This is a genomic window from Streptomyces sp. NPDC097129 (assembly GCF_055668065.1).
Genome location: NZ_JBVOQE010000009.1, coordinates 359,128 through 379,477 on the forward strand (window position 1 = coordinate 359,128; position 20,350 = coordinate 379,477).

15 protein-coding genes are annotated in these 20,350 nt (G+C 72.6%); 2 read left to right on the top strand and 13 right to left on the bottom strand.

The window, feature by feature from the left end; genetic code table 11:
* Positions 1 to 10 precede the first annotated feature (10 nt).
* The 4 genes from AC0B9F_RS26350 to AC0B9F_RS26365 form a co-directional block, all read right to left on the bottom strand.
* Positions 11 to 1,360 (bottom strand): wax ester/triacylglycerol synthase family O-acyltransferase, encoded by a 1,350-nt coding sequence (locus AC0B9F_RS26350; protein ID WP_472006697.1) that lies wholly within the window; start codon positions 1,358 to 1,360, stop codon positions 11 to 13.
* A gap of 283 nt (positions 1,361 to 1,643) precedes the next feature.
* Entirely contained in the window at positions 1,644 to 2,864 is a 1,221-nt protein-coding gene (gene glgC, locus AC0B9F_RS26355; RefSeq protein ID WP_472006699.1) for a glucose-1-phosphate adenylyltransferase, read from the bottom strand.
* Positions 2,865 to 2,914: 50 nt separating this feature from the next.
* Entirely contained in the window at positions 2,915 to 4,087 is a 1,173-nt protein-coding gene (gene glgA, locus AC0B9F_RS26360) for a glycogen synthase (protein ID WP_472006701.1), read from the bottom strand.
* A 50-nt stretch (positions 4,088 to 4,137) separates the two neighbouring features.
* Positions 4,138 to 5,031, bottom strand: a complete 894-nt coding sequence (locus tag AC0B9F_RS26365) for a (2Fe-2S)-binding protein (protein ID WP_472006703.1) — start codon at positions 5,029 to 5,031, stop codon at positions 4,138 to 4,140.
* 228 nt (positions 5,032 to 5,259) lie between these two features.
* On the opposite strand from AC0B9F_RS26365, the gene AC0B9F_RS26370 reads away from it, so the two are divergent.
* Positions 5,260 to 6,459 (top strand): DMT family transporter, encoded by a 1,200-nt coding sequence (locus tag AC0B9F_RS26370; protein WP_472006705.1) that lies wholly within the window; start codon positions 5,260 to 5,262, stop codon positions 6,457 to 6,459.
* On the opposite strand, the gene AC0B9F_RS26375 is transcribed toward AC0B9F_RS26370, so the two are convergent.
* Positions 6,449 to 7,681 carry a transglycosylase family protein gene (locus AC0B9F_RS26375; protein WP_472006707.1) on the bottom strand — a complete coding sequence of 411 codons (1,233 nt, stop codon included), beginning with the start codon at positions 7,679 to 7,681 and terminating at the stop codon, positions 6,449 to 6,451. The genes AC0B9F_RS26370 and AC0B9F_RS26375 overlap by 11 nt on opposite strands.
* A 301-nt stretch (positions 7,682 to 7,982) precedes the next feature.
* Between AC0B9F_RS26375 and gndA the strand changes: the two genes are divergently transcribed.
* The gene (gndA, locus tag AC0B9F_RS26380) at positions 7,983 to 9,422 is read left to right on the top strand and encodes an NADP-dependent phosphogluconate dehydrogenase (RefSeq protein WP_472006709.1); all 1,440 of its coding nucleotides are present in this window, start codon (positions 7,983 to 7,985) and stop codon (positions 9,420 to 9,422) included.
* An 831-nt stretch (positions 9,423 to 10,253) separates the two neighbouring features.
* Here gndA and AC0B9F_RS26385 read toward each other — a convergent pair.
* From AC0B9F_RS26385 to hppD, 8 genes are all read right to left on the bottom strand, one after another.
* On the bottom strand, positions 10,254 to 10,727 hold the full coding sequence (locus tag AC0B9F_RS26385; RefSeq protein WP_472006711.1) for a carboxymuconolactone decarboxylase family protein: 474 nt from the start codon (positions 10,725 to 10,727) through the stop codon (positions 10,254 to 10,256).
* Between the two features lie 115 nt (positions 10,728 to 10,842).
* A complete protein-coding gene (locus AC0B9F_RS26390; protein ID WP_472006760.1) occupies positions 10,843 to 11,187 on the bottom strand; it encodes a GNAT family N-acetyltransferase in 345 nt (114 codons plus the stop codon).
* A gap of 34 nt (positions 11,188 to 11,221) precedes the next feature.
* Positions 11,222 to 11,641 carry an aspartate 1-decarboxylase gene (gene panD, locus AC0B9F_RS26395; RefSeq protein WP_472006713.1) on the bottom strand — a complete coding sequence of 140 codons (420 nt, stop codon included), beginning with the start codon at positions 11,639 to 11,641 and terminating at the stop codon, positions 11,222 to 11,224.
* A gap of 460 nt (positions 11,642 to 12,101) precedes the next feature.
* Positions 12,102 to 12,929, bottom strand: a complete 828-nt coding sequence (locus AC0B9F_RS26400) for a phytanoyl-CoA dioxygenase family protein (RefSeq protein ID WP_472006715.1) — start codon at positions 12,927 to 12,929, stop codon at positions 12,102 to 12,104.
* 79 nt (positions 12,930 to 13,008) lie between these two features.
* Positions 13,009 to 16,662, bottom strand: coding sequence for an ABC transporter ATP-binding protein (locus AC0B9F_RS26405; RefSeq protein ID WP_472006717.1), 3,654 nt, complete (start codon positions 16,660 to 16,662; stop codon positions 13,009 to 13,011).
* Positions 16,662 to 17,969, bottom strand: coding sequence for an aminotransferase-like domain-containing protein (locus tag AC0B9F_RS26410; RefSeq protein ID WP_472006719.1), 1,308 nt, complete (start codon positions 17,967 to 17,969; stop codon positions 16,662 to 16,664). Before AC0B9F_RS26410 ends, AC0B9F_RS26405 begins: the two co-directional genes overlap by 1 nt.
* Positions 17,963 to 19,150: an alpha-hydroxy acid oxidase gene (locus AC0B9F_RS26415; RefSeq protein WP_472006721.1), complete on the bottom strand. Its 1,188-nt coding sequence runs from the start codon at positions 19,148 to 19,150 to the stop codon at positions 17,963 to 17,965. The genes AC0B9F_RS26410 and AC0B9F_RS26415 overlap by 7 nt, the downstream gene beginning before the upstream one ends.
* Positions 19,147 to 20,283, bottom strand: coding sequence for a 4-hydroxyphenylpyruvate dioxygenase (gene hppD, locus AC0B9F_RS26420; protein WP_472006723.1), 1,137 nt, complete (start codon positions 20,281 to 20,283; stop codon positions 19,147 to 19,149). Before hppD ends, AC0B9F_RS26415 begins: the two co-directional genes overlap by 4 nt.
* Between the last annotated feature and the right edge of the window lie 67 nt (positions 20,284 to 20,350).

Sequence of the window (20,350 nt, forward strand, 5' to 3'; positions counted from 1 at the left end):
ACGCGCGGGCTCAGTCCGCGCACGCTGTGAGCAGTGTCTCCACCTCCCGGGTCAGCGCCGCCGCGAACCGGTCGAGGTCCGGCACCGCCTCCGCGTCGGCGACGAGGCCGTAGTGGACGCGGCCCTGATAGGTCGAGACGGCGACCGCCAGGGACTGACCGCGGGCCAGCGGCGCGAGCGGATGGACCGCGGTGAGCGGGTTTCCGCCGAGCTTCAGGCTGAGGCTGGGCAGCGGCACGCTGGTGACCAGGATGTCGAACCACAGCCGGGCGGCCTGCGAGACCAGCGGCCCGCCGAGCCGGTGGCCGAGCGCCGGGACGTGGTCGGCGAGCAGCGCGACCGCGCCGGCGCCCCGGCCCGGCCCGGCGTCCTTGTTGCGGTCCATGGCGACCCGGACCGCGGCGAGCCGGCCCAGCGGATCGCTCTCGCCGACCGGAAGCCGTATCAGGTACCCGGAGAGCCGGTTGCCCTGCGGGTGCGCGGTGCGCGGGCGGCGCTTGGACACCGGGATCAGGGCGCGGGGCGCGACGCCCTCGCTGCCGTCGCCGCGCTCGTCGAGCCAGGTGCGCAGAGCCCCGGCGACGACCGCGATCAGTACGTCGTTGACGGTGCCGCCGACGGCCTTGCGGATCCGGTGCACGTCGTCCAGGTCGAGGACCACGCCGGCGGTGCGTCGGGTGCCCGAGGGCTCGGCGGTCAGCGCGGGCGTGCTGCGCATGGCGAGGGTGGACACGGCCACGGAGGCGCCGATGTCGAGGGCGCGGCCGACGTCGGACAGCGCCCCGGACACCGCGCCGCGCACCAGCGCGGGCAGCTCGCGGACGTCGGGCAGCAGTCCGCGGGGCGGCTCGGCGGGACGGGGCCGGGGCGCGGGCATGTCGACGGGGTCGAGGAGGGCGGCGGCGAGGCCGAGCGCCCGCAGCCCGTCGGCCAGGGCGTGGTGGAACTTGAACAGCACCGCGAACGACAGCCCGTCCGCGCCGGGCAGTACATGCGCCTCCCACGGCGGCCGGTCGCGTTCCAGCGGGCGCTCCATGAGCCGGCCGGCCTCGGCGTGGAAGTCGGCGGCCGGGGCGTGCAACCGGATGTGGTCGAGCGGGTCGAAGTCCGGCACGCCCTCGCGGACGGCCCCGCCGAAGGCGAACGGCGAACGCGTCCGCAGCGGCCGCCACACGTCACGGATCCGCATGCGCAGCCCGGGCACGGCGGCGGCGCGCGCGGCGAGCAGGTCGGCCGCGTGCGCACCGGCGGTCGGCGAGTGGGCGGAGAAGATGCCGAGGGCGCCCAGGTGCATGGGGTGCTCGGGGGACTCGATGTTCCAGAACGCCAGGTCGAGTGGTGCGAGCAGATCAGAAGTCAAGGGCTTGCCTCGCGTCGACGGACCGATGAGCCAGCAGTCAAACCCCTGCAACCGATTACGGTCAAGTACGATCAGGCTACGCACAGTTAACAGCAGATTAAGTCCCACCCTTTGAGTGAGGGGTGGGACTCATGGGACATCTGAGGTCAGTTGGCGCGGAGGGCAGCCGCCCGCTCCCGCACTCCACCCGGACGGACACCTCCGCACCCCACCCGGACGGCCGCGAGCCGACCGGGACGGGGGGCGGAATGCGGCCGGCGTCGGGCCGCCGTACCCGGGAGCCCTACGGCACCCGCTGGTCCTTCCCGAGGGCGATCACTCCGCTCTTGGACACGGTGTACAGCTCGGCGTCCCGGCTGGGGTTCACTCCGATCGTGGCGCCCGGGGGGACCTGCACGTTCTTGTCGAGGATCGCGCCGCGCACGATCGCGCCCCGGCCCACGTGGACGTTGTCGTGCAGCACCGAACCCTGCACCACCGCGCCCGGGTCGACCACGACTCCCGGGGACAGCACGGACCGGGTGACCTGGCCGCGGATCAGACAGCCGGCGCTGATGATCGACTCGCCCGCTATGCCGCCGGCGTTGAAGCGGGCCGGTGACAGGTCGGTGGAGTGGGTGTAGATGGGCCACTGGCGGTTGTACAGGTTGAACGCGGGGCGCTCGGCGATGAGGTCCATGTGCGCCTCGTAGTAGGCGTCCAGGGTGCCCACGTCCCGCCAGTAGCCCTGGTCGCGGCTGGTCTCGCCGGGGACGTGGTTGGCGCTGAAGTCGTACAGCTGTGCCTCACCGCGCTCGGTGAGCTGGGGCAGGATCGAGCCGCCCATGTCGTGGACGGACGTCTCGTCCTCGGCGTCCCGGTGCAGGGCCTCGATCAGCGCCTTGGTGGTGAAGATGTAGTTGCCCATCGACGCGAACACGCACGCGGGGTCCTCCGCGAGGCCCGGCGGGTCGGCGGGCTTCTCCAGGAAGCCGTGCACCGTCCGCCCGTCCGAGCCGGGCGTGATCACGCCGAACGACGACGACTCGCCGCGCGGCACGCGGATGCCGGCCACCGTGACGCCCGCGCCGCTCTCGATGTGCTGGGCCAGCATCTGCCGCGGGTCCATCCGGTAGACGTGGTCGGCGCCGAACACCGCGACGTACTCCGGCTGCTCGTCGTGGATGAGGTTCAGCGACTGCAGGATCGCGTCGGCGCTGCCCAGGTACCAGCGCGGGCCGAGGCGCTGCTGCGCCGGCACGGGGGTGACGTAGTTGCCGAGCAGACTGGACATCCGCCAGGTGGTGGTGATGTGCCGGTCCAGCGAGTGCGACTTGTACTGGGTCAGCACGCAGATGCGCAGGATGTCGCCGTTGACGAGGTTGGACAGGACGAAGTCGACCAGGCGGTAGGTCCCGCCGAAGGTGACCGCTGGTTTGGCGCGATCGGTGGTCAGGGGCATCAGGCGCTTGCCCTCTCCGCCCGCGAGCACGATGCCGAGCACCGAAGGACCACCACGACGCATGGCCGCTCCCCTCACCCTGGTTCACACATGACTGCCCCTGGTCAGGCTTTTCAAGCCTGTTTCCCGCCACCGAGGATCTCCTCGTACAGCCGCACCGTGCGCCGGGCGACCGCGTCCCAGCCGAACCGGGTGACCGCCCGCTCCCGTCCCGCCTCGCCCATCCGCCGGCCGGCCGCCGGATCCGCGAGGACGCCGTCCAGTGCGCGGGCGAGGTTCGTCTCGAAGTGTTCGTCCACGTCGACGAGCACCCCGCTCTCGCCGTCCTCGACGACCTCGGGGATCCCGCCGACCCGGGAGGCGACCACCGGGGTGCCGCAGGCCATCGCCTCCAGGTTCACGATGCCGAGGGGCTCGTACACCGACGGGCAGACGAAGGCCGCCGCGTGCGTGAGCAGCTGGATCACGTCGGGGCGCGGCAGCATGCGCGGGATCCAGTGCACCCCGTCGCGTACGGCGCTGAGCTCCTCGTACAGCGTGCGGAACTCCCGGTCGATCTCCGGGGTGTCGGGCGCGCCCGCGCACAGCACGACCTGCGCGCCCCGGTCGATGTCCCGCACGGCCCGCAGCAGATGCGGGACGCCCTTCTGCCGGGTGATGCGGCCGACGAACAGCACGTACGGGCGGTCCGGGTCGACGCCGGCCCGGACGAGGGCGTCGGTGCCGGTGTCCGGCCGGTACAGCGCGGTGTCGATGCCGTTGTGGACGATGTGCACCCGGGCCGGGTCGAGCGCCGGATAGCAGGCGAGGATGTCCTCGCGCATCGCGCCGGAGACGGCGATCACCGCGTCGGCGGCCTCGATCGCGGTGCGCTCGGCCCAGCTCGACAGGGCGTAGCCGCCGCCGAGCTGCTCGGCCTTCCAGGGGCGCAGCGGCTCCAGCGAGTGCGCGGTCACCACGTGCGGGACGCCGTACAGCAGCTTCGCGAGGTGGCCGCCGAGGTTGGCGTACCAGGTGTGCGAGTGGACCAGGTCGCGGCCCTGGAGGGCGGCGGCCATCGACAGGTCCCCGGAGAAGGTGCGCAGGGCGTCGTTGGCGGCGTCGAGGCGGGACCAGGGGCGGTGCCGCAGGATGCCGGCCGCCTTGTCCGCCGAGGAGGGCTCGCCCCAGCAGTGCACGTCGAGATCGACCAGGGGTGCCAGCTCCCGGGCCAGGAACTCGACGTGGACGCCCGCGCCGCCGTACACGTCCGGGGGGTACTCCCGGGTCAGCAGTCCCACTCGCACCCGTCGACCCCCTGTGCTCGGCGGCAGTTGCCCATCGGTCACCTTCATGGTCACCCAGACGGGGCGCGTGGGGAAGAGCGCGGGGGCCTCGGGAAGCAACAGTCGCCGCACACGCCTCCGCCGGGCACCCGGTAGTACAGGCAGCAGCTGCGGCGACGGAACCCCTGCAGGCCGGTCGTGGTGCCGGCGCCGGCGAGGTCCGGGTGGGCGAGCAGGACGGCGGTCAGGGTACGGGCGCGGGCCGCGGCGTCGGGGCGGTCGTGGGCGAGCGCCCAGCGGTCCAGCTGCCGGGTGGCGCCCACCAGCGCGGAGGCGGCGTTGCCGCGCAGCAGGCCGGGGGCGAGACGGTGACGGGCGCGCAGAGCGGTGGCGAGCGGCCGGAGGTGACCTTCCAGGACGGCGCGGGCCAGGTCCTGCGCGGCGGCCCGGGGGTCCACCGGTATGGCGTGGGCGTGATCCTCCGGTGCGGCGTGGGCCTGGTCCACCGGTGCGGCGTGGGCCTGGTCCTCTGGTCCGGCGTGGGCCTGGTCCTCTGGTCCGGCGTGAGCCTGGTCCTCTGGCGCGGCGTGGGTGTCGTCCGTGCCCGGGCGCGGCGCCGTCAGCCACAGGTCGTCGGGGGCGCTGCCCTCCGGGTCCCAGTGCAGCAGCCGCGGGTCCAGGTCGGGGAGCGTGCCGTACAGCGCGGCACAGCCGAGGGCGACGGACCACAGCCGGGCCGCCAGCCCCTGGTGGGCGATGGACGCCGCGACCCGCGCCTCGGGCGCCCGGATGCCGGCCGCGACCCGGCGCACCCGGACGTCCAGCGGATCCGGCTGGAGCCGCGGGCCCCCGCCGCCGTAGGCGTCCGCGAGGGTGGGCAGGGCGCGCTGCCCGGGTCCGGCCGCGCGCAGGAGGAAGAAGCCGCCGAGCGGACTGAGGGCGGCGAGGTCGGGGTCGAGGTCCACGGGCAGCAGTAGTACCAGGGGCGATGCGCGACCGTGATCACCGGGGCGTCGCCCGTGTCACCCCCCTGAGGGATGACGGCGCGCGGGTCGTACTCCATCGGCAGTAGGAAGCATTGCGTGCTCAGGGACGACGACGGGAACAGGGCGAAGGGGCATCGTGTTGCTCATGCACGCCGACCGTTCGTCGCGCCGGGGCCCAGGGTCCCGCCTTCCGCGGAGGAGCCGCCCATGAGCGCCCTCGCGTTGTCCGTCCTGCTCTCGCTCGTCTCCGCCGTCGCCTACGCGGCCGGGGCGATCGTGCAGGAGCGGGTCGCCGCGACCGACCCCGGCGAAAGCTACGCCCCGCTGCGCCGGCCCGCCTGGTGGGGGGCGCTGGCGCTGAACGGTCTCGGCGGGCTGCTGCACGTGGTGGCACTAGCCTACGGCCCGCTCAGCCTGGTGCAGCCGCTCGGCGCGCTCACCATCGTGCTGGCGCTGCCCATGGCGGCGCTGTTCGTCGGCCGTAGGGCCGGGGCGACCGCCTGGCGCGGCGCGGTCATGGCGACGGTGGGGCTGGCGGGTCTGCTGGCCCTGGTCGGGGCGTCGGCGGCGCAGTCGCTGGACACGGCGCAGCGCGTGACCACCGCGCTGGTCGCGGGCGGCGCGATCGCGGCGCTGATGGTGGCGGGCCGGGCCGCGCACCGGCATCCGGCGGTGCGCAGTGTGCTGCTGGCGACCGGCTCGGGCGTGGCGTTCGGCATGTCGTCGGTGTTCACCAAGACCGTCGCCGTGGACCTCGGCGGCGGCCCCGCGGTGTCCGAGGTGCCGTCGCTGGCGGTCATCGCCGTGTTCGCGTGTGTGGGGGTGCTGCTGTCCCAGGCCTCCTACCGGGGCGCCGGTCTGGCGGCGCCGCTGGCCACCCTGACGGTGGTGAACCCGGTGGTCGCGGCGGCGGTGGGCATCACGATGTTCGGCGAGACCTTCCGCCACGGCACGACGGGCACGGTGCTCGCGCTGGGCTGCGGTGTCCTCGCGGCGGGCGGGCTGATCCTGCTGACGACGGAACGGCTGGTTGCCCCCGCGGGGCTCGCCGCGACGGACGCGGCGGACACGGGGCCGGTCGAGGTGGTGGCGGTGCGCGAGCCGGCGGCGCCGGAGGCGCTGGTGGAGGCGTTGCTGGAGACGCAGGTGCCGGAACCGGCGTCGGCACCGGCGCCCGTCGTGGCAGCCGTGCCCGTGCAAGGAGGGGTACGGCCCGTTCCCGCGGCGTCGGGTCACGGCGGGCGTCCGGTGGCGTACCCGAACGGGGAGGCGGCGAGCGCGACGGACGAGGTGCTGTACATCTGCGCCCCGCTCCACGTCAGCCCCTGCGTCCCGGTGCTCGTGCCGGGCGTGCCGGACCTGGTGCCGGACCGGCCGGACCGGCATCGCACCCGGGTCAGATCCTGACGCCGCCGGCGCGCAGATACGCCAGCGGGTCCACGTCCGTGCCGAAGCCAGGTCCCGTGCGGACCTCGAAGTGCAGGTGTGGGCCCGTGCTGTTCCCGGTGGACCCCGTACGGCCGATGCGCTGACCACCGCCCACGGACTGCCCGGCCCGCACGGAGATCGCCGACAGATGCGCGTACTGGGTGTAGCGGCCGTCGGCGTGCCGGATCACCACCTGGTAGCCGAACGACCCGCCCCACCCCGCGTCGACGACCTCGCCGGGACCGACGGCCCGCACCGAGGTGCCGGTCGGCACGGGGAAGTCGACGCCGGTGTGATAGCCCTTCGACCAGGAGGAACCGGCCACCCGGTACATCGTGCCGACGCCACCGCTGACGGGCGCGACGAGGGCGTGACGGCCGGCGTTCCGGCTCGGCTGCGGCGTCGCTTTCCTGGTCTTCTTCGCGGGCGCCGCGCTCCCGGCGTGGCCGTGGCTCTTCGGGGCGGCCTTCGTCGTCCCGCCGCCGTGCACGCGCAGCCGCTGACCGGGCACGATGAGGTCGGGGTCGGCGCCGATGGTGGCGTGGTTCGCCTCGTACAGCCGATGCCAGCCGCCGGGCACGTGCTCGGACTCGGCGATACCGGAGAGGGTGTCGCCGTGGACCACCGTGTACATCTCGGTGCGGCCCGCCCGGGACTGCGGAGTGGTCTGGGGCTGGACGTCGCGCACCGACCGCTCGGCGGATCGCCCGGCGGTTCGGTCGGCGGATCGCCCGGGGGTTCGCTGGACCGGCCGCTCGGCGGACCGGGAGGCGGTGCGGGGAGCGGTGCGGGCCGTGTCCGGGTGGACGTCGGGTGCGGGACCTGCGCCGTTCAGCCCGGCGCGCACGGAGCACACCGGCCAGGCGCCGGGTCCCTGTCCGTCGAGCACCTTCTCGGCGACGGCGATCTGCTGCTGCCGCGTGGCGAGGTCGGCGCGCTCGGCGTAGGCGGTGCCGCCGTACGCCGCCCAGGTGGACTGCGTGAACTGCAGGCCGCCGTAATAGCCGTTGCCGGTGTTGACGCTCCAGTGGCCGCTGGACTCGCACGCGGCGACCTTGTTCCAGGTGCTCACGTCGGCGGCGTGCGCGGCACCGGCGCCGATGAGCGGCAGGGCGAGGCCCGCACCGCCCGCCGTGACGGTGAGTGAGGCGCGGTTGATCCTGTTCGGCTGGTACCGGCGGTGCCGGCCGCGTACGGCCATGCTGGGAGCCCCCCTCGACACACGTGAGCGTCAGGAGCGGCACAGTAGGCGCGGGGAACAGGCCATGACAAGACAGCGATTCGGCCTCCCAGCGGGGCCAAGTGGCCGGGAATCGCTGTCCGTTGAGCCGGAGGCTGAGGCGCCTGGTGCCTGCCGTGCGTACCGGGGGTGCGGCGCGGCCGGACGTGCGGCCGCCGTACCGGCACGTCAGCATGGTCGAGAGGCGATACTGACGGTCAGGAACGGCACGATCTTCCCCCCACCCTTCCCTATGTCTTCTAGGTCTTCGGGAGCAGGCGGTATGAGCACTTCAGCCCAGATCGGTGTCACCGGACTCGCGGTGATGGGCCGCAATCTGGCCCGCAACTTCGCGCGCAACGGCTACGCGGTCGCGCTGCACAACCGGACGGCGGCGCGGACGCACGCGCTGGTGGAGGAGTTCGGACACGAGGGCGACTTCGTCCCGACCGAGACCGCCAAGGAGTTCGTGGACGCGCTGGAGCGGCCGCGCCGCCTGGTGATCATGGTGAAGGCCGGCGAGCCGACGGACGCGGTGATCCAGGAGTTCGCCCCGCTGCTGGAACCCGGCGACATGATCATCGACGGTGGCAACGCGCACTTCGCGGACACCCGGCGCCGGGAGCGGGAGCTGCGCGAGCGGGGCATCCACTTCGTCGGCACGGGCATCTCCGGCGGCGAGGAGGGCGCGCTGAACGGCCCGAGCATCATGCCGGGCGGCTCGACGGAGTCGTACGACTCCCTCGGCCCGATGCTGGAGAAGATCTCCGCGAAGGCGGCGGACGGGGCGCCCTGCGTGACGCACGTCGGCCCGGACGGCGCCGGGCACTTCGTGAAGATGGTGCACAACGGCATCGAGTACGCCGACATGCAGCTGATCGGCGAGGCGTACCAGCTGCTGCGCGAGGTCGCCGGGTACACGCCCGCCGAGATCGCGGAGATCTTCCGCACCTGGAACACCGGCCGGCTCGACTCGTATCTGATCGAGATCACGGCGGAGGTGCTGGCGCACGTCGACGCGGCGACGGGCAAGCCGTTCGTGGACGTGGTGGTGGACGAGGCGGAGCAGAAGGGCACCGGCCGCTGGACGGTCCAGATCGCCCTCGACCTCGGCGTGCCGGTGTCGGGCATCGCGGAGGCGGTCTTCGCGCGGTCGCTCTCGGGCCACGCGGCGCTGCGGGCCGCGTCCCGCGATCTGGCCGGCCCGAAGGCGTCGCCGCTGACGAAGGCGGACGCGGCGGCCTTCGCCGACCGGGTGGAGCAGGCGCTGTACGCCTCGAAGATCGTGTCGTACACGCAGGGCTTCCACGAGATCGCCGCGGGCAGCGAGGAGTACGGCTGGGACATCGATCTCGGCGCGGTGTCGTCGATCTGGCGCGGCGGCTGCATCATCCGGGCGGCGTTCCTGGACCGCATCCGCACGGCGTACGACGCGCGGCCGGACCTGCCGAGCCTGCTGAGCGACGAGACGTTCGCGCGGGAGATCGCGGCGGCGCAGGACAGCTGGCGCGAGGTGCTGGTCGCCGCGACCCTCCAGGGCGTCCCGACCCCCGGCTTCGCCGCCGCCCTCGCCTACTACGACGCCCTGCGCGCCGAACGCCTCCCGGCCGCCCTCACCCAGGGCCAGCGCGACTTCTTCGGCGCGCACACCTACCGGCGGGTGGACCGCGACGGTTCCTTCCACACGCTGTGGGGCGGGGACCGGTCGGAGGTCACGGCGTAGCGGGCTGACCGGGGCTCGGCGCTCGGTGGGGGCGGCCTGCCCCCCCACCTCCTTCACCCGCCCCACCCCAGCTCCTTCACCCGCCCCCCGCCTCGCCTCCCGCGCCAGGGGTCAGGTCCCGGTCAGGTCAGCGGTGGACCCGGCTCCGGGTTCGGGACCGGTTCGGGGCCCGGGGGGATCGGGGACGGGTCCGGCTCCGGGAGCGGGGTCGGGCCAGGGGGCTGCGGGTTCGGGCCGGGTCCGGGGCCTGGAGGCGGCACCGGCCCCGGCCCGGGCCCGGGCGGTGGCGGCGTGGGCTGCGGACCCGGCCCCGGGGGTTGCGGGGTGGGTTCCGGCCCCGGCCCCGGCGGCTGCGGAGTCGGTTCGGGTCCCGGGCCGGGCGGCTGCGGGGTCGGCTGGGGTCCCGGTCCAGGCGGCTGTGGCGTCGGCTGAGGTCCCGGGCCCGGTGAGGGGTCCGGGGGCGACACCGGCTCCGGGTAGGGCTGCTCGGGATGCGGGCCGGGTGTCGGGCCCGGATGTACCGGGTCGTGGTACGGGTCGGTCATGGCGTCCTCCGGCCGGTCGGTCGACGGTGGCTCCTGGACTACTCCCCCGCGTACCCGGCGCCCGTGCGGCCAGTCACCCGGTGGAGCCGTGACGCACCCTCCGCATGGCCCAACGCGGGAGCCCGGCACCGGGACCCGGCCGTCACGGGGTCCCGGCGCACACGCCCGGGACGAGGACGACAGGCCCCGCCGTGCCCCGCCCCCGACGGCCCCGCACGGCCCTGCACCCCGACCAGACAGCCCCGTGCCCCGGCCCGACGGCACCGCGCCCCGACCGGACGTCCCGTCAGCCGAACATGCCCGGCTCGTAGCCGCCGGCCGGCTGCCGCACGAGGACGTTGGCGCGGTTGTAGGCGTTGATCAGAGCGATCAGCCCGACCAGCGCGCCGAGCTGCTCCTCGTCGTAGTGCTTGGCGGCGTTCGCCCAGACCTCGTCGGAGACGCCGCCGGCCGCGTCCGCGATCCGCGTGCCCTCCTCGGCCAACTCCAGGGCGGCGCGCTCGGCGTCGGTGAACACGGTCGCCTCCCGCCACGCCGCGACAAGATGGAGGCGTACCGAAGTCTCCCCCGCGGCCGCCGCGTCCTTGGTGTGCATGTCGGTGCAGAAGCCGCAGCCGTTGATCTGGCTGGCCCGGATCTTCACCAGCTCCTGCGTCGAGGCGGGCAGCGAGGAGTCACCGATCACCTTTCCGGCCGCGTTGAAGTGCCGGAAGAGCTTGCTCGTCACCGGGTTCTCGAACATGTTCAGCCGAGCATCCATCATGGGCTCCTTGTGAGTCGTCGTCACGTGCACCCATACGACGCCGCGGACCGCCCCGATGTGACAGCTTCAGATGTGACCTGCGCCACGTCGGCGAAGGACGTCGGCGCGAGCCCTAGAACCGCCCGGGGTGCGCGGCCAGCCACTCCTTCGCCGCGGTGCGCAGCTCGGGGTCGGACGCCGGGGCCTCCTCGGGATGCTTGGCGGCCCACTTCACGACGTACGGGCACAGGGGCGCGACCGGAACACCCTCGCGCCCGGCGATGGCGTACAGCTCGCGCGCGAGGGAGGAGGCGATGCCCTGCCCCTCGTGCGCGGGCTCGACGATCGTGTGGACCGGGACCAGGGCGGTGCGCGGGGCGTCGAGCACGAAGTACTCGATGTGTCCGACGACCTCGCCGTCGCCGAGGGCCTCCAGCCGGCCGGCGCCCCGGTCGTCACGGATCTCGATGTCGATCATGGCCATGCTCCTGGTCCTGTGGTCCCGGGTGGCGTCAGGCTGTGACGGCCTGCGGGCTGCGCTCCTGGTCGGAGCCCGGCACCGGCTCCGACGGGTCGGCACCCAGGGCCACGATCCGGTTCCCCTGGTCCACGTGCACCACCCGCGGCGTCAGCGCCCGCGCCTCGGCGTCGGTTACCTGAGCGTAGCTGATGATGATCACCAGGTCGCCGGGGTGCACGAGATGGGCGGCGGCCCCGTTGATCCCGATGACCCCGGACCCGCGCTCCCCCTCGATGACGTACGTCTCGAGCCGCGCCCCATTGGTGATGTCGACGATGTGCACCAGCTCACCGGGCAGCAGATCGGCGGCATCGAGAAGATCGGCGTCGATGGTCACGGACCCCACGTAGTGCAGGTCGGCCTGGGTGACGGTGGCGCGGTGGATCTTGGACTTGAACATCGTACGAAACATGAAGAAACTCCCGAAATGTCTGCTCCCTGCCAGCTTCACGCAGGTCAAGGGCGGTCTCCGCAGCCTACAACGATTCGCATGTTCGGTCAGCTTTCCCCAGGTCTTTCAGGACTCATGCTGACCGATCGCTGACTTTTCCGACGCCCTTTCAGGCCGGTTCGGCAGCCCCGACTGTCTGCCGCGACGGCAGCAGGTCGAGCAATGTTCGGGCGGAAGACATCGGCCGGATCCTCCCTTTCCAGAGGCGGCAGCACCCAGTGGGGGCCGGGCGTCCCCGGCCGAAGAGGGGCCGAGGACGCCGAGAAGCCGGGGCCATCGGGCGGCTACCGCCCGTTCCCGTGTCCGGGTGGGCGGAGTCCACGGGCATGGACTGCGATGCAGACTGGGCAGCACGCGGGGGACGCCTGGGCCCTCATGAGGTGGTTCAGTCTGCCTAGCCATCGTCTGAGCGGCGGTCGCGTCATGCAGACTCCAGCACCAGACGCTCGTCATGGCGAGCCGTGACCGGTGTCGTGTCCCGGCCGACCAGGAAGGCCGGGCGTATCGGGTTGGCGGGTGCGTTGTCGACCGCGTTGTAGGTGATCAAAAGCAGCGCGCGTCGGTCGGCGGAACCGTTGTTGGACGACGAGTGCACGATGCTCGGGTGGAACGCGTGCAGGGAGCCGGCGCCGCCAAGGATCAGGGTCCTGCCGCGCTCCTCGGCCATCCGCTCGGCGCGTTCCGCGCTCACCGTGTAGGCCAGGTCGTTCGAAACGTGCTGCCGCCAGTCGCCGGTCCGCGCCGACCGGTCGGGCAGGTCGAACAGCCCGAGGTCGTGCGAGCCGGGGATGACGAGCAGCGGACCATTGTCCTCGTGCACGTCGTCCAGCGGGATCGCGAAGTTGATGGCGTCGGGGCGCGGCATGCCGTCCTCCTCGCTCCAGAACGCGAAGTCCTGGTGCCATGGCCAGGCCGCGCCCTCGCGGGCCTGCTTCAGGTTGACCTTGAACTGGTACACGTAGACCGGCCCGCCGATCAGCGTCTCAGCCAGTTCCACGAGCACCGGGTGGCGCACGAGAGCCGCGCACACCTCGTCGAACTCGTGGCAGCCGTGGATGGCCCGAACGATGTCGCTGCCCTTCTCGTGGACCACCTCCGGCCTGGACTGGGCACTGATCGCCGCCACCCGCTGGCGCAGCAGTTCGACCGAGGCCTCGCCGAATCGGTGGGGCAAGGGGCAGTAACCGTCCTTGTCATAGGCAGACTTCAGTTCGGACAAGGCTGTCCCCGCGACAGTGGACACAGTCATGGAAGGTTCTCCTCTGTTCGTTGAACTCGTGTTCGTTGATCTCGTAGTGCGTAACGGCCGGACGCGGCCGTCAGAGGGTTCAAAGGGGCAGGTCGACAAGGTCGTCACCCCGCCACAGCCGGGCATAGCGCCCGCCCGCGGCCATCAGCTCCTCGTGCGTTCCCGACTCGACGACGCTGCCGGCGTCGACGAGCACGACGCGGTCGGCGCGTGCCGCCGTGTCCGGGCGGTGGGCGACGATCAGCGCGGTGCGGCCCGCGCTCAGCTTTCCGATCGCCTCCGACACGGCGGCCTCAGTGGCCGGATCGAGCGCCGAGGTGGCCTCGTCCAGGAGGAGGACGTCCGGCGCGACGAGTTGGGCCCGGGCCAGAGCTATCAGCTGCCGCTCCCCCGCGGAGAGGTTCCGGCCGCCTTCGGCGACGGGGTGCGCGTAGCCGCCGGGCAGCCGGGAGAGCAGGTCGTGCGCTCCCACCGCCCGGGCCGCGGCCTCGATCTCGGTGCCACTCGCGCCGGGGCGTCCGTAGGCGATGGCCCCGGCAACCGTCCCCGCCTGCAGGTGGCTCTCCTGGGGGACGATGCCGAGGCGACCCCGGTAGGCGGCGCAATCCAGGTCCCGTACGTCGTGGCCGTCCACGCGCACGGTGCCCGAGGTGACGTCGTAGTACCGCGCCACGAGCTTGACGAGGGTCGACTTGCCCGCGCCCGTCTCACCGACCAGCGCGAGGGTCTGCCCTGCCGGGACGGTGAGGTCGATACCCGCCAGGGCGTCGCGGTGCGCTCCCCGATAGCGGAAGCGGACGTCCTCGAACTCGATGTTTCCGGCAAGCCGTTCCACCGGCAGGGGCTCCTCGGCCTGCGGTGTCCCCGCCGGGTCGTGGAACAGCTCCTGGATGCGGCGGAAGCCAGTCGAAGCCTGCTGGTATCCGTCGAGGACCTGCGACAACTGCAGTACGGAGGCAAAGAACGCCGACACGTACAGCAGCAGAACGACGAGGGTGCCGACGGTGAGGGTGCCGGCCGCGACGCGGCTGGCACCGACCACCAGGACGCAAGAGGCGACCGCTTCGGGCAAGAACTCCACGAACCCGAAGTAGAGCGCCATCAGCCGCTGCGTCTTTAGACGCGCCCGGCGATACACGTCCCCATGGTGCGCGAAGCTTTCGGCGTCGGCGCCCGTACGACCGAAGGCCTGGGTCACGCGCAGCCCTTCAGTGCTCTCGCGCAGCAGGGCATTGACCGTGCCGGCCTTCTCACGCGCCTCGTCGTACGCCTTGGCCGAGGCGGCACGGAACAGGACGGTCACCAGCAGCAGGACCGGCACGGCCCCGCACACCACCAGCGCCAGCGGCCAGTCCAGGGAGAACTGCACCGCCAGCACGGTGAGCGTCGACAGGACGCTCACGGCAGCCGTGGCGAACCCGGTCTGCGCGAACGACGCCACGGCCTCCACGTCGGCGGTCAGCCGGGTCATGATCCGCCCGGACAGCTCGCGTTCGTAGTACTGGAGGTCGAGCCGGTGCAGATGGGCGAAGGTCCGCAGCCGAAGGAGATACCGGATGCGTTCGCCGGTGGCGCCGTTGAGGCGGATCTGCGCGAGGCTCACGCCCCAGCCCGCGACGACGACGGCCCCCGCCGCCAGGGCCATCGCCAGGACTGCCTCCGTGGCCGCCTGCCGGACACCGTCGTCGATCCCGCTGCGGATGAACAGCGGGACGAAGACACCGCCCAGGGCGTCGAGCACCACCATCAGTGCCCCGACGGCGAGCGCCACGCGGAAGGGCCTCAACAGCCTCGACGGGCCGTAGTCCGGTTCGGGCCGCAGGGCGGGGGCGACAGCTGCCCCGGTGAGCCGGGCCAGCGCGCGCGGCGCGGGCCGTGACGGCACCTCGCCGGAAGGCGCCAGCACGGTCACCGGCCCGGCCCGTACCACCTGTGGTTCGGATTCCGTCGCCGACGGCGCGATTTCGGGCGCCGTCTCTTCCTGCCGCGCGAGCAGCGTCCGGTAGCGGGCGCATCGGGCCATGAGGTCGCTGTGCGTGCCCGTGTCCACGAGCCGTCCCTCGTCGAGTACGGCGATGCGGTCGGCCAGTTCGAGGGTGGAGCGGCGGCGGGCGACGAGCACGGTGGTGCGGTCGCGGGTGATGCGCCGCAGGGTGCGGTGGATCTCCGCCTCGGTGCGCGGGTCCACGTGGGACGTGGCGTCGTCGAGCAGCAGGATCCGTGGCTCGGTGAGCAGGGCGCGGGCGAGCGCGAGGCGCTGCCGCTGCCCGCCGGACAGGGTCAGTCCCCGTTCTCCGACGGCGGTGTCGTAGCCCTCGGGCAGTTCCTCCACGAACCGGTCGGCGCCCGCCGCCCGGGCCGCTGCGCGCACCTGCTCGTCGGTGGCGTCGGGCCGGCCATAGGCGATGTTGCCCCGAATGGTGCCGGAGAACAGGAAGCTGTCCTCGGGCACCAGGCCGAAAGCCGAGCGCAGCGAGTCGAGCGTCAGCTCGCGCACGTCGGTGCCGCCGACGCGGACGGCTCCCTGCCGTACGTCGTAAAAGCGCGGCAGCAGCGTCGTCACGGTCGACTTGCCCGAGCCCGGGGCGCCGACCAGGGCGAGGGTCTCCCCCGCCGCGACCGTCAGCGTGAGCCCCTTCAGGACCGGAGCCCCGGAGCCGTATCCGAAGGTCACGTTGTCCAGTTCGACGGTCGGCGGGGCCGCCGGGGACAGGGCCACCGCCTGGGGGGCCTCGGTGACCAGAGGGCGGGTATCGATGAGTTCAAAGACGCGCGCGACGCTGGCGCGGCCCTGGTGGACCCCGGTCACCAGGGCGGCGAGGCCGCGCATGGGCACAACCATCTCGGCGAGGTACGTGGAGAACGCCACGAACGTGCCGACTGAGATGTTCCCCCGGGCCGCCATCCAGCCCCCGAGGGCCAGGATGCCGACCTGCCCGAGCAGCGGCAGGGCCTGCAGGGTCGCACCGTACAGGCCGTTGAGCCCTACGACGCGGGAGCGGGCCGTGAACAGTCGACGCGCGGCCGCCTCCAGCCGCCGCATCTCCCGTGCCTCCTGCGCGAAGCCCTTCACGACGCGGACGCCGGCGATGGAGTCGTCGACGACCCCGGCGACCAGCGCCTCGCGCTGCTGCGCCTCGCGGGCCGCCCCGTACATGCGCCGGTCGCTGTGCAGCGCGGTGAGCAGCAGGAGCGGCAGCACCAGCAGCATGACCAGGGTCAGGGCGGGCGACAGCACCAGCATGACGCCCAGCGCCAGGACGAACATCAATAGGCCGGCGAGCACATGGGGCAGGAGCATCAGCAGACCTTGAACCATGGTGAGGTCGGAGATCGCCCTGCTGACGACCTGTCCGGCCCTCAACTCGTCCTGGCGCGCTCCGTCGAGCCGCGACAGGGTGCGGAAGATGTCGTTGCGCAAGCCGTACTGCACGTCGTACGAGAGCCGGGCCGCGAGGTAGCGCCGCGCGGCGCCCGCGCCGAACCGCGCGAGGCCTGTGGCGACCAAGGCGGCCACGCAAGGCAGCAGGCCGAGTTCGTCGGTGAGGACGACCCGGTCAACGACCGTGCGCTGGATCAGCGGCACCATCAGCGCCGCGCCGGTGACCAGCAGCGTGGCGAGGAGCGCGCACGCGACCGTACGGCGGTGGCGGAGGCTGTACGACAGCAGGCGGCGCAGCCCTCGGTCCACGGGGGCCGGTTTGGCGCGGTGCCGCTCTTTCGCCTGGCGCATCACACCTGGTCCTTGATGAACGCGGCGAGCCTGTCGAGCCCCTCGTCGAGGGTGTCCGGTTCCAGCAGACTGCAGGACAGGCGCAGTTGGCGCTCACCTCCCGCGCCGTCGTAGAAGTGGTGCATGGGGGTCCAGATCACCCCGTACTTCTCCGCCGACAGCGCCAGGAGCTCGTCCGTGACGTCGAAGGGCACGGTCACCACGGCGAAAAAGCCTCCGGCCGGGGTGTTCCAGGTGACCTCAGGCACTTCTCCGTCGAACGGGCGAGGGAAGCGGCGCTCGAGCCCATCGAGGACCTGGCGCAGGTTGCGGGCGTAGGTGGCGATCTCGCGCTCGTTGGCCCGCAGCAGGCTGTAGTCGTGGGCGATCAGCTTGCCGCCGATCACCGCCTGCGCGACGGGGGGCGTGTTGACCGTAACCATGCTCTTGATCTTGGAGAGTTCATCCGCGAACAGCGTGAGCGCACCGCCCATTCCGCCGTCGACGAGCTGGTCCGCCACCACGTACCCCACGCGGGCGCCGGGCAGCCCGGTCTTGGCGAATGAGCCGAGGTAGACCACGTGGCGGGCGCGGTCCAGCGACTTCAGCGTCGGCAGCCGCTCGCCCCGCGCCCGGAACAATCCGTAAGGATTGTCCTCCAGCAGCAAAAGACCGAACTCATTCGCGATGTGGAGGAGTTCACGGCGCTGCTCGATTGACAGGGTCTCACCCGCCGGGTTGGAGAAATCGGGGACGACGTAGAACGCGCGCGGCCGCAACCCCTCGGAGCGGGCCCGCCGCACCACGGCGGCCAGGTCGTTCAGGTCGACGCCGCCGTCTCCGGAGCGCACCGGCAGCACGGGCATGTCCACCAGCCGAGCTGCCCCTGTGATCCCCACGTACGTCGGCGACACCGCCAGGAGGACGTCCCGCTCGTCGCGGCGCAGCGCCCGCAGGGTCAGAACCATGGCCTCCTGGCAGCCCACGGTCACCACGATCGCCTCGGGGTCGACGACGATGTCCTCGTCGACCTCCAGGTTCCTGGCGACGAGGTCGTGGACTATGCCCTTGGTGCGCCCGTACTGGAACAGGGCGCGCCGCACCTGCTCCTCGGTGCGGCCCTCGCTCTCCGCCAGGTGGCGACAGTATGTGTCGAGGTACTCGTGAATCAGTGCCACGTCGAAGTTCGCCTCGTGCGGGCGGCCCGCGGCGAAGGAAATCGCCTCGGGAAACCGCTGGGCCACCTCGTTGAGGAAGTTCATCGACGACAGCAATGCGTCGGTCAGCGAGGAGTGCAGCTCCGCCGCGAACAGGTCCGCCGTCACCACCGCTGCCCCCTTCGCACCGAGGAGGGGAGCGAGGCGCCCCGGGGCAGCACGTCCAGGCCCCGCGCCCGCGTCACGTCCGCGCAGCCCGACAGGGCCAGCGCGTCCTCCAGCTCGGTGCGCAGCAACGACAGGAGGCGCTCCACGCCGCGCTGCCCGTCGGCTGCAAGACCCCACAGGACCGGGCGGCCCACCAGCACCGCCGACGCCCCCAGCGCGAGCGCCTTGAGCACGTCCGTACCGCTCCGCGCGCCGCCGTCGAGGAGCACCTCGACACGGCCCGCGATGGCGTCGCGCACGGCGGGCAGCACGTTCGGACCGGCCACCGCTCCGTCCAGCTGGCGGCCCCCGTGGTTGGACACCACGACTGCGTCGACACCCAGTTCGGCGGCGCGCGCCGCGTCCTCGGGGTGCAGCACGCCCTTGAGGACCAGCGGCAGATCGGTCTGCCCGCGCAGCCAGGCCACGTCGTTCCAGGTCAGGGTCGGGTCGAACGCCTCGCTGGTGTGCACCATCACCGACGACATGCCGGCCCCGCCGCGGCGTGCGGAAAGGGTCGCGGCGGCGGGGAAGTTGGCCGCCACGACGTCCTGCGGGAGAACGAATGCGTTGCGCATGTCCCGCAGCCGCCGCCCCATCCGGGGGACGTCCACCGTCAGGACGAGCGCCTTGCAGCCCGCGGCCTCGGCGCGGTCGATCAGGTCCGTCAGCAGGACCCGGTCACGCAGCCAGTACAGCTGGAGCCAGGTCTGCGAGCAGACCGCAGTGATCTCCTCCAGCGTGTACGTGCTCAGCACCCCCGCCACGTAAGGGATACCGGCCGCCTCGGCGGCGCGCGCGGCGGCCAGCTCGCCGTCGGGGTGGAACAGCCGCTGGTACGCCATGGGCGCAATGCCCACCGGCATGGCCGCGGTGGCACCGAGGACGGTGGTCGCCGTGTCGGTGCCGGACACGTCCGCCAGGACGCGCGGCACGAGGAAGAGGTCCTCGAACGCGGCCCGGTTGGCGGCGAGCGTCGCCTCGGCGCCGCTGCCGCCCTCCAGGAAGTCCCGGACGTCCTGGGGCAGGGCCAGTTCGGCGGCCCGCTGGGCGTCGGCGGAGGTCAGCCACTGGGCGCTGCCCGCCGCGCGGCGCGGTGCGCCCTGGGCCGGTTCGGTGCGCGGTGTCGCGTCGAGGGTGCTCATGCGCGACCGCCTTCCCGGGCCGGGTGGGCCTGTTCCAGATCGCGGGCGACGGCTTCGTACAGGGCCTTGATGTTCCGCGTCCCGAAACTCTTGGCGCCGAGCCGCTCGATGACCTCCCAGAAGAACGTCCGGCGCGGGTGAGTCGACTTGGCGAAGATCTGGAAGAGCTGTCCGCCGTGGTCCTCGTCGGCCAGGATCCCCAGCCCCTTCAGCTGCTCCACCGTGTAGGCCTCCGGGGAGAGTCGGTCGCCCAGCATGTCGTAGTAGGTACCGGGTGTCGTGAGGAAGCCGATGCCGCGGCTCGCAAGGTCTCCGACGGTACCGACGATGTCCCCGGCGGCCAGGGCAATGTGCTGGACCCCCGCCCCGCCGTGGTCCTTGAGGAACGCGTCGATCTGGCCCGGCTGGGCGGACAGGTCGGGCTCGATGAGGGTGAAGGTCACGTCGTGCGTTGCGTTCTGCACGACTTTCGAGATCATCGCCTGGCCCCCGACGATGATGCGCTCCTCGAATATCTCCCGGAAGCCGAGCGCGCGCCGGTAGAACTCGGCGGCCGGGACGAGGCCGTCGGCCTCCAGGCACACCGCGAAGTGGTCGATGCCGCGGACGATGCCCCGCTCGGAGGCGGCCGAGGCGGCCGCGAACCCAGGAAGCAGGACGCCGCGGACGTCGGCTCCCGGCGCGGGCTGGACCAGCCGGTGCACGACGTCGCCGAATCCGCCGATCACCGCGGTGGTCTCCACCACGTCGTCCACCAGGTCCACCGGCTCCTCGATGACAGTCGCCCCGTTGGCCACAGCGTGGGCGAAGACCGCCCGTACGTCGTCGACGCGCAGCGTGATGCCGCCAACGCCGTCGCCGTGCCGGGTGACGTACACAGCGGCCGGGTGCTCCTCTTCCAGGCCCTGGGTGAACACGATGACCGCGTCGCCCTGGCGCACCGCCACCGAGCGCGCGGCGCCGTCCTTCCCGAAACCGGCGGATCCGCAGACACGGAAGCCAAACTCGTCCACCATCGAAGCGGCGTGGACCGCCGCGTCCGCCACGAAGAACTCGACGTGGTCGAGCCGGACACCTTCCCCTGCGGGGCTGTACTGCATCAGTTCGCTTCCTTCTTCCTCTTGCTCAGGCACGTGCCCATGGCAACTCCACGGGCACGTGCCACGTCATCCATCAAGGGCCGGGGGCTGGTTGTGCGCC

Excerpts from the sequence above, each read along its gene's own strand:
- glgC (WP_472006699.1), bottom strand. The coding sequence starts at position 2,864 with ATGCGTCGTGGTGGTCCTTCGGTGCTCGGCATCGTGCTCGCGGGCGGA.
- panD (WP_472006713.1), bottom strand. The coding sequence starts at position 11,641 with ATGTTTCGTACGATGTTCAAGTCCAAGATCCACCGCGCCACCGTCACC.
- AC0B9F_RS26370 (WP_472006705.1), top strand. The coding sequence starts at position 5,260 with ATGAGCGCCCTCGCGTTGTCCGTCCTGCTCTCGCTCGTCTCCGCCGTC.
- AC0B9F_RS26400 (WP_472006715.1), bottom strand. The coding sequence starts at position 12,929 with ATGACTGTGTCCACTGTCGCGGGGACAGCCTTGTCCGAACTGAAGTCT.
- gndA (WP_472006709.1), top strand. The coding sequence starts at position 7,983 with ATGAGCACTTCAGCCCAGATCGGTGTCACCGGACTCGCGGTGATGGGC.
- AC0B9F_RS26390 (WP_472006760.1), bottom strand. The coding sequence starts at position 11,187 with ATGATCGACATCGAGATCCGTGACGACCGGGGCGCCGGCCGGCTGGAG.
- AC0B9F_RS26415 (WP_472006721.1), bottom strand. The coding sequence starts at position 19,150 with ATGAGCACCCTCGACGCGACACCGCGCACCGAACCGGCCCAGGGCGCA.
- AC0B9F_RS26385 (WP_472006711.1), bottom strand. The coding sequence starts at position 10,727 with ATGGATGCTCGGCTGAACATGTTCGAGAACCCGGTGACGAGCAAGCTC.
- AC0B9F_RS26405 (WP_472006717.1), bottom strand. The coding sequence starts at position 16,662 with ATGCGCCAGGCGAAAGAGCGGCACCGCGCCAAACCGGCCCCCGTGGAC.
- AC0B9F_RS26375 (WP_472006707.1), bottom strand. The coding sequence starts at position 7,681 with ATGGCCGTACGCGGCCGGCACCGCCGGTACCAGCCGAACAGGATCAAC.